Origin of the sequence: Rhodoferax sp., assembly GCF_028714215.1 — a bacterium.
In the GTDB taxonomy this organism is placed as follows: Bacteria; Pseudomonadota; Gammaproteobacteria; order Burkholderiales; family Burkholderiaceae_C; genus Rhodoferax.
Genome location: NZ_JAQTMS010000009.1, coordinates 66,441 through 80,236 on the forward strand (window position 1 = coordinate 66,441; position 13,796 = coordinate 80,236).

General features: G+C 55.5%; 16 protein-coding genes. All 16 read right to left on the minus strand.

Translation table 11 applies throughout. The features are described from left to right. Positions 1-42: 42 nt before the first annotated feature. The 16 genes from argB to rfbC all read right to left on the minus strand — a co-directional run bounded on the left by argB (position 43) and on the right by rfbC (position 13,786). On the minus strand, positions 43-933 hold the full coding sequence (gene argB, locus PHS32_RS06425; RefSeq protein WP_301078086.1) for an acetylglutamate kinase: 891 nt from the start codon (positions 931-933) through the stop codon (positions 43-45). Between the two features lie 32 nt (positions 934-965). Further along, a complete protein-coding gene (locus tag PHS32_RS06430) occupies positions 966-1,391 on the minus strand; it encodes an H-NS histone family protein (RefSeq protein ID WP_301078087.1) in 426 nt (141 codons plus the stop codon). A 12-nt stretch (positions 1,392-1,403) separates the two neighbouring features. Continuing rightward, on the minus strand, positions 1,404-1,964 hold the full coding sequence (locus PHS32_RS06435; protein ID WP_301078088.1) for a sugar transferase: 561 nt from the start codon (positions 1,962-1,964) through the stop codon (positions 1,404-1,406). Between the two features lie 83 nt (positions 1,965-2,047). Further along, on the minus strand, positions 2,048-2,851 hold the full coding sequence (locus tag PHS32_RS06440; protein ID WP_301078089.1) for a glycosyltransferase: 804 nt from the start codon (positions 2,849-2,851) through the stop codon (positions 2,048-2,050). After that, on the minus strand, positions 2,848-3,795 hold the full coding sequence (locus PHS32_RS06445; RefSeq protein WP_301078090.1) for an NAD-dependent epimerase/dehydratase family protein: 948 nt from the start codon (positions 3,793-3,795) through the stop codon (positions 2,848-2,850). Before PHS32_RS06445 ends, PHS32_RS06440 begins: the two co-directional genes overlap by 4 nt. Further along, positions 3,792-4,802: a glycosyltransferase gene (locus PHS32_RS06450; RefSeq protein WP_301078091.1), complete on the minus strand. Its 1,011-nt coding sequence runs from the start codon at positions 4,800-4,802 to the stop codon at positions 3,792-3,794. The genes PHS32_RS06445 and PHS32_RS06450 overlap by 4 nt, the downstream gene beginning before the upstream one ends. Then, positions 4,771-5,610 (minus strand): glycosyltransferase family 2 protein, encoded by an 840-nt coding sequence (locus PHS32_RS06455; RefSeq protein ID WP_301078092.1) that lies wholly within the window; start codon positions 5,608-5,610, stop codon positions 4,771-4,773. The genes PHS32_RS06450 and PHS32_RS06455 overlap by 32 nt, the downstream gene beginning before the upstream one ends. 87 nt (positions 5,611-5,697) lie before the next feature. Then, positions 5,698-6,765 (minus strand): glycosyltransferase, encoded by a 1,068-nt coding sequence (locus PHS32_RS06460; protein WP_301078093.1) that lies wholly within the window; start codon positions 6,763-6,765, stop codon positions 5,698-5,700. Continuing rightward, entirely contained in the window at positions 6,762-7,646 is an 885-nt protein-coding gene (locus PHS32_RS06465; protein ID WP_301078095.1) for an alpha-1,2-fucosyltransferase, read from the minus strand. The genes PHS32_RS06460 and PHS32_RS06465 overlap by 4 nt, the downstream gene beginning before the upstream one ends. Continuing rightward, positions 7,646-8,317: a methyltransferase domain-containing protein gene (locus PHS32_RS06470; RefSeq protein WP_301078097.1), complete on the minus strand. Its 672-nt coding sequence runs from the start codon at positions 8,315-8,317 to the stop codon at positions 7,646-7,648. The genes PHS32_RS06465 and PHS32_RS06470 overlap by 1 nt, the downstream gene beginning before the upstream one ends. Before the next feature lie 6 nt (positions 8,318-8,323). Continuing rightward, positions 8,324-9,037: a class I SAM-dependent methyltransferase gene (locus PHS32_RS06475; protein ID WP_301078098.1), complete on the minus strand. Its 714-nt coding sequence runs from the start codon at positions 9,035-9,037 to the stop codon at positions 8,324-8,326. Positions 9,038-9,047: 10 nt separating this feature from the next. Beyond that, positions 9,048-9,824: a DUF268 domain-containing protein gene (locus PHS32_RS06480; RefSeq protein ID WP_301078099.1), complete on the minus strand. Its 777-nt coding sequence runs from the start codon at positions 9,822-9,824 to the stop codon at positions 9,048-9,050. After that, a complete protein-coding gene (locus tag PHS32_RS06485) occupies positions 9,808-11,112 on the minus strand; it encodes an oligosaccharide flippase family protein (RefSeq protein WP_301078100.1) in 1,305 nt (434 codons plus the stop codon). Before PHS32_RS06485 ends, PHS32_RS06480 begins: the two co-directional genes overlap by 17 nt. A gap of 12 nt (positions 11,113-11,124) precedes the next feature. Further along, positions 11,125-12,258, minus strand: a complete 1,134-nt coding sequence (gene gmd / locus PHS32_RS06490) for a GDP-mannose 4,6-dehydratase (protein WP_301078101.1) — start codon at positions 12,256-12,258, stop codon at positions 11,125-11,127. Beyond that, complete coding sequence (locus tag PHS32_RS06495) at positions 12,255-13,223, minus strand: GDP-L-fucose synthase (protein ID WP_301078102.1); 969 nt, start codon at positions 13,221-13,223, stop codon at positions 12,255-12,257. Before PHS32_RS06495 ends, gmd begins: the two co-directional genes overlap by 4 nt. Positions 13,224-13,231: 8 nt before the next feature. Further along, a complete protein-coding gene (gene rfbC, locus PHS32_RS06500) occupies positions 13,232-13,786 on the minus strand; it encodes a dTDP-4-dehydrorhamnose 3,5-epimerase (RefSeq protein WP_301078103.1) in 555 nt (184 codons plus the stop codon). Between the last annotated feature and the right edge of the window lie 10 nt (positions 13,787-13,796).

A 13,796-nucleotide genomic window follows, 5' to 3' on the forward strand; every position in this document is an offset into this window, starting at 1 on the left:
GTCAGGCCGGCAACCAGGAGTTGCCGCGGACAACCCGATCACCTAATGCGACCGAATCATGGTGCCGAAGGCCTGGTCGGTCAAAATTTCAAGCAGCAGCACGTGCGGAACCCGGCCGTCAACGATGTGCACCGAGTTGACGCCGCTTTTGGCTGCATCCAGGGCACCGCTGATCTTGGGCAGCATGCCGCCACTGAGGGTGCCGTCGGCAAACAACTCGTCAATTTCGCGCGCCGACAAATTGGTCAGCAATTCCCCCGCCTTGTTCAAGACACCGGGCGTGTTGGTCAGCAATATCAGTTTCTCGGCACGCAGCACCGTCGCCAGCTTGCCCGCCACCACGTCGGCATTGATGTTGTAGCTCTCATTGTTCTCGCCAAACCCGATCGGGCTGATGACCGGAATGAAAGCGTCGTCCTGTAGTGCCTTGACCACACTGGGGTCTATGCTGACGATATCGCCGACCTGGCCGACATCGTGTTCTTTGCTGGGGTCCTTGCTGTCCACCATTTTGAGTTTTTGCGCCCGGATCATGCCGCCATCACGCCCGGTCAGGCCTACCGCCTTGCCGCCAGCCTGGTGGATCAGGCCGACGATGTCCTGCTGCACTTCGCCCGCCAGCACCCACTCGACCACCTCCATGGTCTCGGCGTCGGTCACGCGCATGCCCTGGATGAATTCGCCTTTTTTCCCCAGGCGTTTGAGGGCGGTCTCAATCTGCGGCCCACCCCCATGCACCACCACCGGGTTGATACCCACCAGCTTGAGCAGCACCACATCCTCCGCGAAGTCGGCCTGCAGCGCGGGATCGGTCATGGCGTTGCCGCCATATTTGATGACCATGGTCTTGCCATGGAACTTGCGAATGTAGGGCAGCGCCTGGGCCAGGATTTCGGCTTTGTCGCGCGGGGGAATGTTGCTGACGTCGGTCATGGCGGCTCGGGGGGTGGAGAAAGCGTGGCAGATCAGCTCTTGATGGCGAACTCTTCCCTGGTCTTCCCTTGCGCCACAAGAGCCGCCAACCAGCGCGGCGTCAGCCCGCGGCCGCTCCAGGTTTCGCCGTTCGGACCGCGGAACTTGGCGGCAACCACCGCAGCTTCTTTTGGCTTCTTTTTGGTTTTGCCGGGGGCACCCTTGGCGGCAGCCGCGATTTTGGATCGACCTTTGCCGCCACGCGCTTTGCCGGGCTGCAAATCCTTCAAGGTGATGCCGAAGGCCTGCATCTTGGCAAGAATGTCCTGCACCGTTTTGTCAAACTCCCGCGCCCTGATTTCCAACGCCTGTTTCTGCAGTTTCTCAATCTGACTTTGAATTTCGATCAAATTACTCATGTTGAACACCATCCTGTTGAAATTTAAGATCCCACCAATAATCTGCAATTTGCAGGCCAAGTTTTTTTAATTCTAATGCGTGACATTATCTCTCCTTAATACCGCGAAGGCAGTCAGTATTATGATTTTGATGTCAAAGCTGAACGACCTTTTTTCCAGATACTCAATGTCCAGCGCCACTTTTTTCGCCAGTGGCAACTCGTCCCGCCCATTGATTTGCGCCCAGCCGGTCAAACCCGGCAGCAACCGGTGCACACCGCAGCGGGTTCTTGATTCAATCAGATCGTGCTGGTTGAAAAGGGCCGGCCGGGGACCGACAAAACTCATGTCGCCCCTGATGATGCTCCACAGTTGAGGCAATTCGTCCAGACTGCTCTTGCGCAGGAAACTGCCGACTGCGGTCAGGTAGGCATCCGGATTACTAAGCAAATGGGTAGCCACCACCGGAGTTCCGGTTTGCATGCTGCGGAACTTCGGCATTTTGAAGAGCTGGTTGTTGCGCCCAACCCGGTCGGACCAATAAAGTATCGGACCGCTGGAAGTCAGTCCCACTGACAGCGCAATCAACAGCAGGGGCAGCAGCAGAAAAATACCCAGGGAGAGCGCCAGCACCAAATCGAATATTCTTTTCATACCATTTTTGAATTCTTGCCGCGACACACAATCAACCAAGACTAGCCCTTCATTGAATACCAGCCGTCATTGGCTGATGCCGCCTAACGGTGCCGGGTTTGCCAATAAACCGACGACAGAAAGAAGCGCAGCATACTGCGCAGGTGCCACGCCAAATACCTGAAATTACGATGGCTGTGGCGCTGGGCCTGGTGCACTACGCAGGCCCCGGGACACAGCCGCGCTTCCTGACCCCGCAATCGCAGCCGGGCACAAATATCAACATCCTCATAGTAAAGAAAATAGCCCTCGTCGAAGCCGCCCAGTCGTTCAAAGACATGGCGCGGAAACAGCATGAACATGCCGCCAACCCAATCCGGGCAGACCGGAGCAGCGTCGACCACGTAGTCCGGCCCCCAACCGCGTCCGAACAGCTTGCCCAGTATTCTGAACGGTGTCGGGAAACGCCGGGCACTGTCCTCCAGTTGGCCATTCTCATTCATCACCAACGGGGCAACCACTCCCACCGAAGAATTGTCAAGGCTCGACAACAAAGCTGGAAATGGGTTGCTGGCAAGGCGGATGTCCGGGTTGATGACACAAAAATTGCGTCCTGAGGCATGGCTGAAGGCCTGATTCTGGTTGGCCCCAAAGCCCTTGTGACTACCGTTTCGAAGCAGCTTGATGGGGTAGGAAAAACTGTCCAGGGCAAAAGGCAGGGTTTCATCCCGGTTCAGCGTCAGGATCAACTCAAAACGCGAATCCCGGCAATGCGCTTCCAGGCCCCGCAACAACTCTGCCACCAGCGTAATCTGCGCATGGCTGACAACAGAAATTGAAATATCCGTGGTGCCCGGTTCAACCTTCTTTTCAAGGGCAGGCGAGTCGGGATGAAACAGCTTTTTCATGGTTTTCGCATGCCTGCCACCGCCCTGCGCAGCCCCTGGTCCATCGAGACCGAGGGCGTCCACTCCAAAAGCCTGCGCGCCTTCGAAATATCCACGCGCAAACTGCCACAAACCCGCTGTATCACGTCGCTATTGCCAAACACTTTGCCAGCGGCCCACAACAGCGGCACCGGCACCGATACCAGGCGGGCCGGAACCCCCATCACCTGCGCCAGATTGCGCACCAAGTCGGCGCTGGAAACATCGTGCCCGTCACTGACCAGAAAAGTCTGGTTACCGGCCCGCGGCTGCGTCATGCAGGTAGCGATAAAGTCAATCAGGTTGTCGATCGCCACCATGCTACGCAAGTTATGCACGGCACCCAGGGGCAAGGGCCAACCCCGTTGCACAGCGCGCATCAGGGCGGCAAAATTGGCTCTAACGCCGGGGCCATACACCAAGGGCGGGCGAATGACAACGACTTCCAGGCCGGTTTCCTCGGCAATTTGCCTCAATCCCAGTTCGGCTTTCAATTTCGAATGGGCGTAAGGGTTGTGGGGCTGCGGTTGATCGTTCTCGGAGAATGCAGTACCGACTTCGGTTTTGACACCGTTGACACCAATGGAACTCAAGAATACGAAGCGCCGCACACCGGCCGCGGCCGCCTGCCGTGCCAGTTGCAGCGTCAGATCCACGTTGACGCGCTCGAATTCGGCAACTGACTTGACGGGATCGTCGTTCAAAACATGCACCCGCGCCGCAGCGTGCACCATCACATCAACACCAGCCAGCGCGGTTTGCCAAGGCACTTCGGAAGTTGACAGATACTGCGCCCCCGGCACCGGACTGTCAGGTGTCGCACGCGTCGTCGCCACCACCGCACAGCCACCCCGCGCCACCAAATGGGCGGTGAGTGCGCGCCCGACAAAACCCGAAGCACCGGTAACAAGAACCCGCTGTGTCATATCCCGTCCTTCATGGCAGGTTTGAAAATGGCCAACAGCACACAGGAAAGGAAAAACCACAACTGGTCCAGAGGCCTGCGCCGGCACTGCCGAGCCTGTAGCGCCAGCCATAAATAGCCGGGTCGCCCCCGGCGCAAGCCTCGCTGCACCACGGGCAGCGAAGAGGCCCCAACTGCATCGGCAATCAGCAGGGACTGTTGAAACCCATAACCACTCAACACCTTCCGGGCTCGCAACCAAAACGACCGCCATCCAGCATTCACGCCAATCTGGTTGTTGGCATGCTGCCGATATTCGATGCTCGACCAGTCGTCAATTGCCCAAGAATAGTGATGCGACCGGGCAAAAGCATAGGCCAACCAATCGTGATAATCGATATCCGAAAGGTCAGGACCCCTGCGTCGCACCAATTCCTGGAACGGCAGCGCCAGACTGCGGTGCATTACATAGGTGCAACCAGGGCCAGCAGATTCAAAAAGATAATCATGGGTCCGCTGCGGCCAGGCCTTGTTAACTCGTTTTGATTTGCCGCCAGGCCAAAAAGCAGTGAAGTTGCTGGAGTATCCGGATGCATTCAAAGTTTTGATCGTCCGATGCGCGCGCGCCAGTTTGTCGGTCTGCCAAATATCATCCTGGTCGGCGAAACTCAAATAGTCAAAGTCAGTCAGATCCACATCCCGCAGCAGTCGGTAGAAATTTCTCCCGGCGCTGCCGAACCGACGGCCGCAAGGCAATAGGGTCAGTCGAGGTTCCGACATCGCCCACGCGGCAAGTCGCTGCTCGGTACCATCGACTGATTGGTCGACACTGACAAACAACTGCAACACAACGCCGGCTTGCGCCAGAATGGATTCAATCTGTTCTGCAATGAATGTCATGCCGTTATAGGCGGCCAGACACACCGCAAAACGGGGTGGCTTCTCCATGGTGTCCTGGTACATGATCGGCAGAGTATCGGTCAACACAAAATCAAGATCACCGGTCGCTGCCGCGCAATCCAGCGCCAAGGCGCCAAACTGCAACCTTGGCAATGCGCCTGAAAAACTTGAACAGCGAAAATAGTCTCAGCGCATAAGCCGCGGGGCGTGAGAGCTTGCCCTTGGCCCATAGCACGCGGTAATTGTCCATGTCGGCGCTGGCCATCTGCCACAAGTTGGAACTCAGCCCACCGAAGCCGTAGGGCACTTTGTAAGTAGCAGCCAGATCGAGTTGCAAGCAGTCGACCCGGCCGCCATCGCACACAATTTCTAGCCATAGCAGACGATCCTCCATGTGGCGCCGTCCTTCGGAAAACCTCTGCCGGATATCCCGCCGGAGCATCACCGATGGGGTGATGAATTTGTTTGCCAACAACAATGACCACTTGGGAATCCGTTTGGCCATCAACTTGTCCAAGTCCCAATCGGGTTTCATGGCCGAGTTCTGCAAGATCCGGTGGCCATGCCCGCATAGCGCGACATCGGGCACAGCCTCCATGTAAGCGTATTGAATTGCCAATTTTTCCGGGTGCCACGCATCATCGGCATCCAGAAAAGCAATATAGGGTTGGCTTGCCACGGCCCAGCCAGCGTTGCGGGCATTGGCCACACCCTGATTCTCCTCATGCCGCAACAACTTTATCCTGCCAGGATAGGCACTGGCAAGTTCCGTTAATTTGGTCCAGGTATCGTCCGTGCTGGCATCATCAATCAAGATGATTTCTGCCGGGCCTCTGGTTTGCGAAACCACCGACGAAACCGCCCGCTCAATGGTCGCGACACAGGCATGGCAGGGAATAACCACTGTTACCGGTACCGGCTTCAGGTTCAACTTCATGACAACTTAAACCGGTTCAACATACGCGTCGGCCATCTGGATGCCTTTCTGCACCGGGTTTTGTGATCAGGTAAGCAAGTCTTCCCATCAGCGCTCTGATCCAAGATACAGAGATTTCATTCTTGCAAAAAATTCGCTGCCAGGACGTATTCGCAGCGTACTCAGAAGCCAAATCCTGATTCTCACCCCTAACGAGAAATCGGTACCAAACTCGTCATTCAACCTGCCCCAGCGCTGTAGCGCATCTGGGCACTGTGCCGCCACTCGATAATAAAGACGTGTCAAATGATCCAGAATCACAGCGCGCGCTTCGCCTTGATGGTGCCGCAACAGCTCGGTAAAGGCGCGGTCCACGATATTCATATTTACCGGTGGCCATCGAGGGTCCCGAAGTTTCACAATCTCGTCGGCCCATCCAGTGTTGAGCTTCAACAAACCGAAAATGAACCGGCTGTGTCGAAGCCTTATATTCTGCGTTAACTCTTGCTGGCAAGAGGATTCCCGGTTTGAAACTTGCCTGGGATGCTGGCGGTAAAGCAGCAAAACCTCCGGCACATTGGTCATTCGACAATCCAGCTGAGCTGCTCTGGTCCAGAGATCATAATCTTCACACTTTTCCCACTGCTTGTCGTACAGCAGCCGCTTGGCCAGCCCGGTTCGCATCAGAACTGTCGGGTGGGCAAACATGGTGCCAAACATCAAACCAACCCTGATGGCCTGATCGGACAGTGGGTGTCTGAGTACACGTTTGTCCTTGGCGCCGAAAAACCTTACCCAACTGCCGCAAATATCGGCCCCCGTTCGTTCAATCCAGGCCAGTTGCACCTCAAGACGATTGGGCAACGCGATGTCATCGGCATCCATCCGGGCAATCCATTCACCTCGTGCAATTTTTATCCCCTCGTTAAGAGTATCGACAAGGCCCTTGTTTTCTCTTGAAACAAGAACCACCCGTTCATCCTTCTGTTGGAACTGTTCCAGAATACGCAAGGTCGCGTCGGTCGATCCATCGTCGATAACGATGCATTCAAAATTACCGAAAGTCTGGTTCAGAATGGACTGAAGCGCCGCCTCAACATACCGTTCCGCATTGAAAACCGGTAACAAGACGGATACCAAAGGTGCCGCCGCAGGATTTCCGGTTCGGCCCATCATAGAACCGACCAGTTTTCAGGAATTAGATCCCTGGTGTCAATCGGATGCACGAACCAGTTTTTGGGAGCCAGTACAATTTTTTCGGGGTTGGAATTCAACCACGCCCCCCACCAACTGAATGAACTGTTGGCGATAATGTTGTGCTTGCACAGGCTCATCAAATACATGTCGATGTAGCTCTCCGCACCATGATTTCGATCAACATACTGACAAGGTGCATCTATCTTCAAATTACCCTTGACCCAATCCATATCGTCCGAAAAGACAAAGAAATAAGGGCGCTCTATCCGTTGCAATACATATCCAATGGCGTCTCTGTAATACTCGATGGAACAGATGCCATGTTTGGCCTGGGTCGTTGGATTGGTCAGAAAATCGCCGCGCCGCACATGCACGCTGACCGCGTTGACTCTATTTATCTCTTCTATCGTATTATCATTCTGCCTATTATTCAGCGCCTTGAAGGTAAAATCAGAACGTAGCACCGAGGCATGTTTGCCGAAATATTTCTGGGACTGCCAGTAACCCTTCAAATAGCAATTCGATGGAACACTGTTCAAGCCGGTCCAGTAATGAAAATGTGGTTCAACGACCAAACTGGGACGCCGGAGCCAGCTCATACCTGGCCGCTCGATCACCCGTCTGACAACCGGCGAAAACTGCCACCCCAACGCACGGCGCACCTCCGCCCCGGTGGCAATTTCAAATTGGCCAGCGAAGATGCGTGCCAACTCAAATCCCTGGTGCAAGCGGTAGTCCGCGAAACCCGAAATATCCAGATGCAATGCTTGCCCACGCTCGATTGACAGGGCACGACCAGCTGCAAACTGAAACATCTGGTTGCCCAGCCCACCTATGATTTGAGAAATAATCAAATCCATCACAGCCGAAGTTTATTCATGATCCGGTCCGCCAACCTGCGGACCTTTCCTTTCCGGACAATCAGAGAACTGTCTGGCAGCAGCGCTTGCAGATCACTTGCCGGTTCAACTGCAAATGGCCGATTGAACTCAAATCCCTCGAAAAATAGCCGCTTGTTGGCCGCACACAAGTCATCCCAGCCATATTCCAGCGATTTTCGGAAGAAAGAACTGATTGAGGCAAATTGTTGAAGCGCCGTATCTTGTTTTGGTAAATATTGGAAAACCCGCCGCTCAAAGTCGAATTTGACAAGCTGCAGATGCACGTCGAAATCGTATAGGTAATCGTAAGTCACTAATGGATATTCGAGATAACCACGCCCACCACCGACCCTGAAGACTTCACTCAAAAAAAACTGCGGATCGATAACATGCTCGATCACGTGGGAGCAGATGACATAGTCGAACTGTCGATCCGTGAAGGGAAATTGTTTACCCTCATAGTAATGAACCGGTCGACCGCCCAGATCGGTGCTGCCGGCTATGCCACCGCGCTGGGAAACCCGATCGGCGTTATTGTCAAAATTCAATTCCAGAAAAGCGTTGCTTCTGAAATGAGGTAAAGCGCCGGGTCCAATTTCCAGCACTCTGTCAGCAGCCTGAATAAGGGTGATTTTTTCCGGGAACAACATATCAGCTCACCGCCCCTTGACAGCAACGCAGTGCCAGCCAAAACATGCCAGGTCTTCGGATTCTTGTGATTTCTTCCGCAGGAAAAAATAGATGCGCGCGGCCCAAGCCAACAGATAAGCCAGTGGCCACAGCCGATCCCCATATTTGCGTGCCATGCTCGGCAACCTCAGGATTTCCTGCCTCACATAGGAGAACCAATGACCGTTTGCGCTCAATTCCAGGATTTCAAAATTCTTCTTTGGCAAGTGATATTCGTACCAATAGCGGCCAAACCCACTCGCATAATGGTAAGGTGCAAAATGTACCAACGAGGCAAAAGGCGCGGTAACAATCAGTTTGCCACCAGGCTTGAGCAAACGTTCAAATTCATCCAGCGCTTTCAATGGGTCTGGCAAATGTTCAAACACCTCGCTGCACAAGACAACATCAAACGAAGCGTCGGGCTCCGGAATATTCTGAATATCGCATACCAGATCAATCCTGCTGGTATCCCAGTGCCCGGTCTGGAGGCCCCGAGCGTCTCCGGTGCCTTCATACTGACACAGATCTTGCGATACGTAATCCAGATGCGAACACAAGGGCTTGTTGCGCAGTTCACCGGCCCCCGCGTCAAGGATTCGCAGGCCAGCCGGCACAGCAGCCAGGGTTTGTGCCAGCCAGTGATTACGCGCTTCTTCGTTGGCGTCACGGCCATGCAAAATGTTGGACAACAAAGTCACGTGGCAGCCTTCATTGTTTGGTGAATGTGAAGATGCCCAGAGCGTAGTTGGCCTTGCTCAACCCTTCCATGTCGCGTCCTGGTTCGCCCGATTGAACAAGTGCTTGATTGGGCTCTATCCACGCGAAGGCACTCAACAGCAGGGAATTTTCGCCCGCCAGGGACACCAGCTTGAGCGGATCGAATACCCGGTGGGCATTGAATTCGACTCGCTCTTTGCCAATCGGAACCGAAAGATAGAACACACCACCGGATCGCAGCATTCTGGCCATATTGGCAAGTCCTGTGATGTAGCCCCGTGGGTCGACCGGATCGCCGTAACGGCCAAGTCCAAAGTGTTCGAGCGCATGCAAGCACGACAATGAATCGCAGCAACTAACGTGAGGTTCCGACAAATTGGTCAAATCCGCTTGCCTGAACCGTACCCCAGGGATCGCGGTGGACACCGGTCGAATATCGAACACCTCGATTTCTCTGAAGCTGGCCACATGCGCCACAAAGCCGTCAATGCGCGAACCGATGTCAACGTGCTTGCCGGGACCGCGCAGATGAATTTGCCGCGCCACATGCAAATCCTGCCAGAAGTACTCGTCTTTTGTCGAGCCACCCTCCTCGTACCAATCGTGCAAACAGGGACGCAGATCAAGTTGCCCGTTGTAGTCGTTTCGGAAATTGCGCCAATCTGCCAGGTAGCGCGGCACGCCTCCGATGGAACGTGCCATGCGTCGAAAATCGAGACCGAACTGGACCTTCAAAATCCAGAAGAATTTTTCAAAAATTTCCTTCACCCTGCTTCTTTTTGAGCCACTCCAGACTGAGAACGAAGCCAATCAGGTTGATCACCAGCCATCCGAACGCGGCACCCATTGGGCCTTGGGACCCAACCAGCGGCGGAATTATCGCCACAGAAAGCACCAGCGCGGAGGCATTGACTTGTAGCACTCTGCGAATTTTTCCGTTGACCAACCAATGGACATAACCCACATTGTAAAAAGCATTCAAACTGGTCCCTATCAGCAAGACCGACAGCAAGGGATAGATCACCTCCACCGCCTGAGGGCTTCGCAACCAGAGATTGAGCAGCCATTTGCCCGCAGTGGCGAAAATTACGCCCCCGATGACAACCATCAGCGCAATCAAACCCGTCAATTTGAGACTCAGACTGCGCAACTTGCCGGACTCCTCCCTCAACTGTATGGCGCGTGGCAATACCGCCTGGACCAATGGGTAAATAAGCTGAAGCACGCCGACCGCGATCATGGCCGCAATCGAGTAATAACCAAATTGTTCAATGCTCGTCATTCTGCTGAGTACGATTTTGTCCATCTGCACGGTCAGTGCGCCCAGCCAGGCCGCTCCAGACAGGCCAGCGAGCAATCTCCAGACCGAGCGAATTTCCTGCCTCTCCCATTTAACCGTGTGCCGCTTCACATTCAGCGTTCTCCAGGCCAACCAGCCACGCACCAAAGTTTCCAGCAAACCGATAGACGCATGCCAAATCAGGTAGGTCGGCAAGGTTGGCCAAATAAGAACAACCAGCACACCACCAGCGTGACGCACCAAGGCACCCACCAACATGCTGGCGTTCAGGGACACCTGAGCTTGCGCCCCGACCAGCACACTGCGATAGAGCGAGCCAGGGAACTGAGCCGCAAAAATGAAAGCCGCACCGTAAACTGCTTGCTGTCCCGCCACCGCCGGCAGACCTCCCAAATTGAGCCAGTGTGCGGCAACGAAGTCGGCCGACAGCAAAGTAAGGCCACCGGCGCCGAATCCGAACAACCAATAAAGTCGCTCGAAACCGAACAACAACGAGGCCGTTCTTTGCTGTCCCGCAGCCGTCGCATCAAGTCGAACAGCAACTTCCCGTACCAGCGCTTGGCTCATCCCTGCATCCAGCAAGCCAAGTATTGCCTGCAGCATCACGATGAAGCCGATCAAACCGAATTGCCGTGGACCAAGTGCCGCAAGATACCAGGGCAATGCCAGAATCGGCGCCAAAGCTACCGTGCCCGCTCCAAGATAGTTCGCAAGAATATTTCTTTTCAGGTCATTCCTGGGGTTCACCACTGCCATGCCTTAAATTCATCATCCCATGCTCAGGGTGACGTTGTAGCCCTTCGACCTCAGTAGCGCATGCTTCTTCGCATCAGCCAAATCAGCCGCCACCATCTCCTGCACCATCTGATCGAGCGTGATCACCGGCACCCAGCCCAGTTTCTCCTTGGCTTTGCTCGGGTCGCCCAGTAGGGTTTCCACTTCAGTGGGCCGGAAGTAGCGCGGGTCTATCCGGATGATGGGCTGGTCCGTGCTGCACAAAGGCATGGATTGCGGGTCGGAGTCCGCAATGACTGCAAAACCTACCTCATCCACACCGGAGCCTTCCCAGCGGATTTGCATGCCTAAGGCGGCCGCCGTCTTTTCTATGAACTGGCGCACGCTGTACTGGACGCCGGTGGCAATCACGAAGTCTTCCGGTTTGTCCTGTTGCAGCATCAGCCACTGCATGCGCACATAGTCCTTGGCATGGCCCCAGTCGCGCAAGGCGTCGATGTTGCCCATGAACAGGCACTGTTCCAGGCCCTGGCTGATGTTGGCCAGGGCGCGTGTGATCTTGCGCGTGACAAAGGTCTCACCCCGTCTTGGGCTCTCGTGATTGAAGAGGATGCCGTTGCAGGCATAGATGCCGTAGGCTTCGCGGTAGTTGACAGTGATCCAGTAGGCGTACATCTTGGCGACGGCATACGGGCTTCTGGGGTAGAAAGGGGTGGTTTCCTTCTGCGGCGTTTCCTGCACCAGACCGTAGAGTTCGCTGGTACTTGCCTGGTAGAAGCGGGTTTTCTTCTCCAGCCCCAGGATGCGGATGGCTTCCAGAATGCGCAGGCTGCCCAGGGCGTCGACATCGGCGGTGTATTCGGGGCTCTCGAAGCTGACCGCCACATGGGACTGGGCACCCAGGTTGTAGATCTCGTCGGGTTGCGTTTCCTGCACGATGCGCACCAGGTTGCTGGTGTCGGTCAAATCACCGTAATGCAGCTTGAAGTTGGCGCCCGCTATGTGTGGGTCTTGGTAGATGTGGTCTACGCGCTGCGTGTTGAAAGAGCTGGCGCGGCGTTTGATGCCGTGCACGACATAGCCTTTTTCAAGCAGGAACTCGGCCAGGTAGGAGCCATCCTGGCCGGTGATGCCGGTGATGAGGGCGGTTTTGGGTTGGGTGCTCATGGGTTTTGCTTCCGGAAATCCTGGTAGGCCAGCGACAGGCCTTGTGCCAGACTGACCTTGGCTTGCCATCCCAGCGCATTGAGCCGGCGGCTGTCCATTAGCTTTCTGGGGGTTCCGTCGGGTTTACTGGGGTCGAATTCGATGCGGCCCTGGTAGCCTACGGCCTGGCCGACGGCTTGGGCCAGTTCGGCGATGGTGATGTCCTGGCCATAGCCGACGTTGATCTGGCTTTGCATCGCCTGGGTGTGGGCCGCGTAGGTGGCTTGGGGCAGGTTCATCACGAACACGCTGGCCGCCGCCATGTCGTCGACGTAGAGAAACTCGCGCCGCGGTGTGCCGCTGCCCCAGATGGTGACACTGGGTGCCTTGCTCTCTTTGGCTTCATGAAATCGCCGGAGCAGGGCCGGGATGACGTGAGAGTTCTGCGGGTGGTAGTTGTCACCGGGGCCATACAGGTTGGTGGGCATGACGCTGCGGTAGTCGACGCCGTGGCTGGCGCCGTACTGGCGGTTATAGCTTTCGCACATTTTGATGCCGGCGATTTTGGCGATGGCGTAGGGCTCGTTGGTGGGCTCCAGGGGACCGGTGAGCAAGGCGTCTTCGCGCATCGGCTGCGGGACCTGTTTGGGGTAGATGCAACTGGAGCCTAAAAACAGGAGTTTTTGCACGCCGGCGCACCAAGCCTGATGGATCACGTTGGTCTGCACCATCAGGTTCTGGTAGATGAATTCGGCCGGGTAGGTGTTGTTGGCGTGGATGCCGCCTACCTTGGCAGCAGCCAGGTAGACCTGGTCCGGCTTTTCTGTTTCAAAAAAAGCGCGCACCGCGGCCTGTTCGCACAGGTCGAGCTCGGAGTGCGCGCGGGTCACGATGTTGGTCTGGCCCCGTTGTTTCAGTGCTCGCACAATGGCCGAGCCCACCATGCCCCGGTGGCCGGCAACGTAGATTTTGGGTTGAATCATCATGAACTTACTCAAACACCTTCAAACACCGGCGCATTGTCCAGTGCCAAACCGGCCTGATCCTTGACCGAAACCTGCGGGCCAGCACCTGACAACGGCCAAGCCACGGCTAGCGTCGGATCATCCCACGCAATGCAGCGTTCAAACTGCGGCGCGTAATAGTCGGTCGTCTTGTAAAGGAAATCAGCTGTGTCGCTCAGGGTCAAAAAGCCATGGGCAAAACCGGACGGTATCCACATTTGCCGCTTGTTTTCTTCCGTCAGCTCAACACCAACCCATTGGCCAAAGGTGGCCGATGATTTGCGCAGGTCAACCGCCACGTCAAACACCGAGCCGCGCACGACCCGCACCAATTTCCCCTGTGGCTGCTCTATCTGGTAATGCAGGCCACGCAACACGCCTTTGGCCGATCGCGAGTGGTTGTCCTGCACAAAATTTACCGTCAGACCAGTGGCTTGCCGGAAATCTCTTTGATTGAAGCTTTCAAAGAAGAACCCGCGCGTGTCGCCAAACACCTTGGGTTCGATGATGAGAACGTCAGCAATGGCAGTGGGGATGGTTTTCATGACGTGTTTC

What these genes read in the sequence shown, in the direction of transcription:
- argB (WP_301078086.1), bottom strand. Translation starts at nt 933, where the DNA reads ATGACCGACGTCAGCAACATTCCCCCGCGCGACAAAGCCGAAATCCTG.
- PHS32_RS06435 (WP_301078088.1), bottom strand. Translation starts at nt 1,964, where the DNA reads ATGAAAAGAATATTCGATTTGGTGCTGGCGCTCTCCCTGGGTATTTTT.
- PHS32_RS06440 (WP_301078089.1), bottom strand. Translation starts at nt 2,851, where the DNA reads ATGAAAAAGCTGTTTCATCCCGACTCGCCTGCCCTTGAAAAGAAGGTT.
- PHS32_RS06445 (WP_301078090.1), bottom strand. Translation starts at nt 3,795, where the DNA reads ATGACACAGCGGGTTCTTGTTACCGGTGCTTCGGGTTTTGTCGGGCGC.
- PHS32_RS06455 (WP_301078092.1), bottom strand. Translation starts at nt 5,610, where the DNA reads ATGAAGTTGAACCTGAAGCCGGTACCGGTAACAGTGGTTATTCCCTGC.
- PHS32_RS06460 (WP_301078093.1), bottom strand. Translation starts at nt 6,765, where the DNA reads ATGATGGGCCGAACCGGAAATCCTGCGGCGGCACCTTTGGTATCCGTC.
- PHS32_RS06465 (WP_301078095.1), bottom strand. Translation starts at nt 7,646, where the DNA reads ATGGATTTGATTATTTCTCAAATCATAGGTGGGCTGGGCAACCAGATG.
- PHS32_RS06470 (WP_301078097.1), bottom strand. Translation starts at nt 8,317, where the DNA reads ATGTTGTTCCCGGAAAAAATCACCCTTATTCAGGCTGCTGACAGAGTG.
- PHS32_RS06485 (WP_301078100.1), bottom strand. Translation starts at nt 11,112, where the DNA reads ATGGCAGTGGTGAACCCCAGGAATGACCTGAAAAGAAATATTCTTGCG.
- gmd (WP_301078101.1), bottom strand. Translation starts at nt 12,258, where the DNA reads ATGAGCACCCAACCCAAAACCGCCCTCATCACCGGCATCACCGGCCAG.
- PHS32_RS06495 (WP_301078102.1), bottom strand. Translation starts at nt 13,223, where the DNA reads ATGATGATTCAACCCAAAATCTACGTTGCCGGCCACCGGGGCATGGTG.
- rfbC (WP_301078103.1), bottom strand. Translation starts at nt 13,786, where the DNA reads ATGAAAACCATCCCCACTGCCATTGCTGACGTTCTCATCATCGAACCC.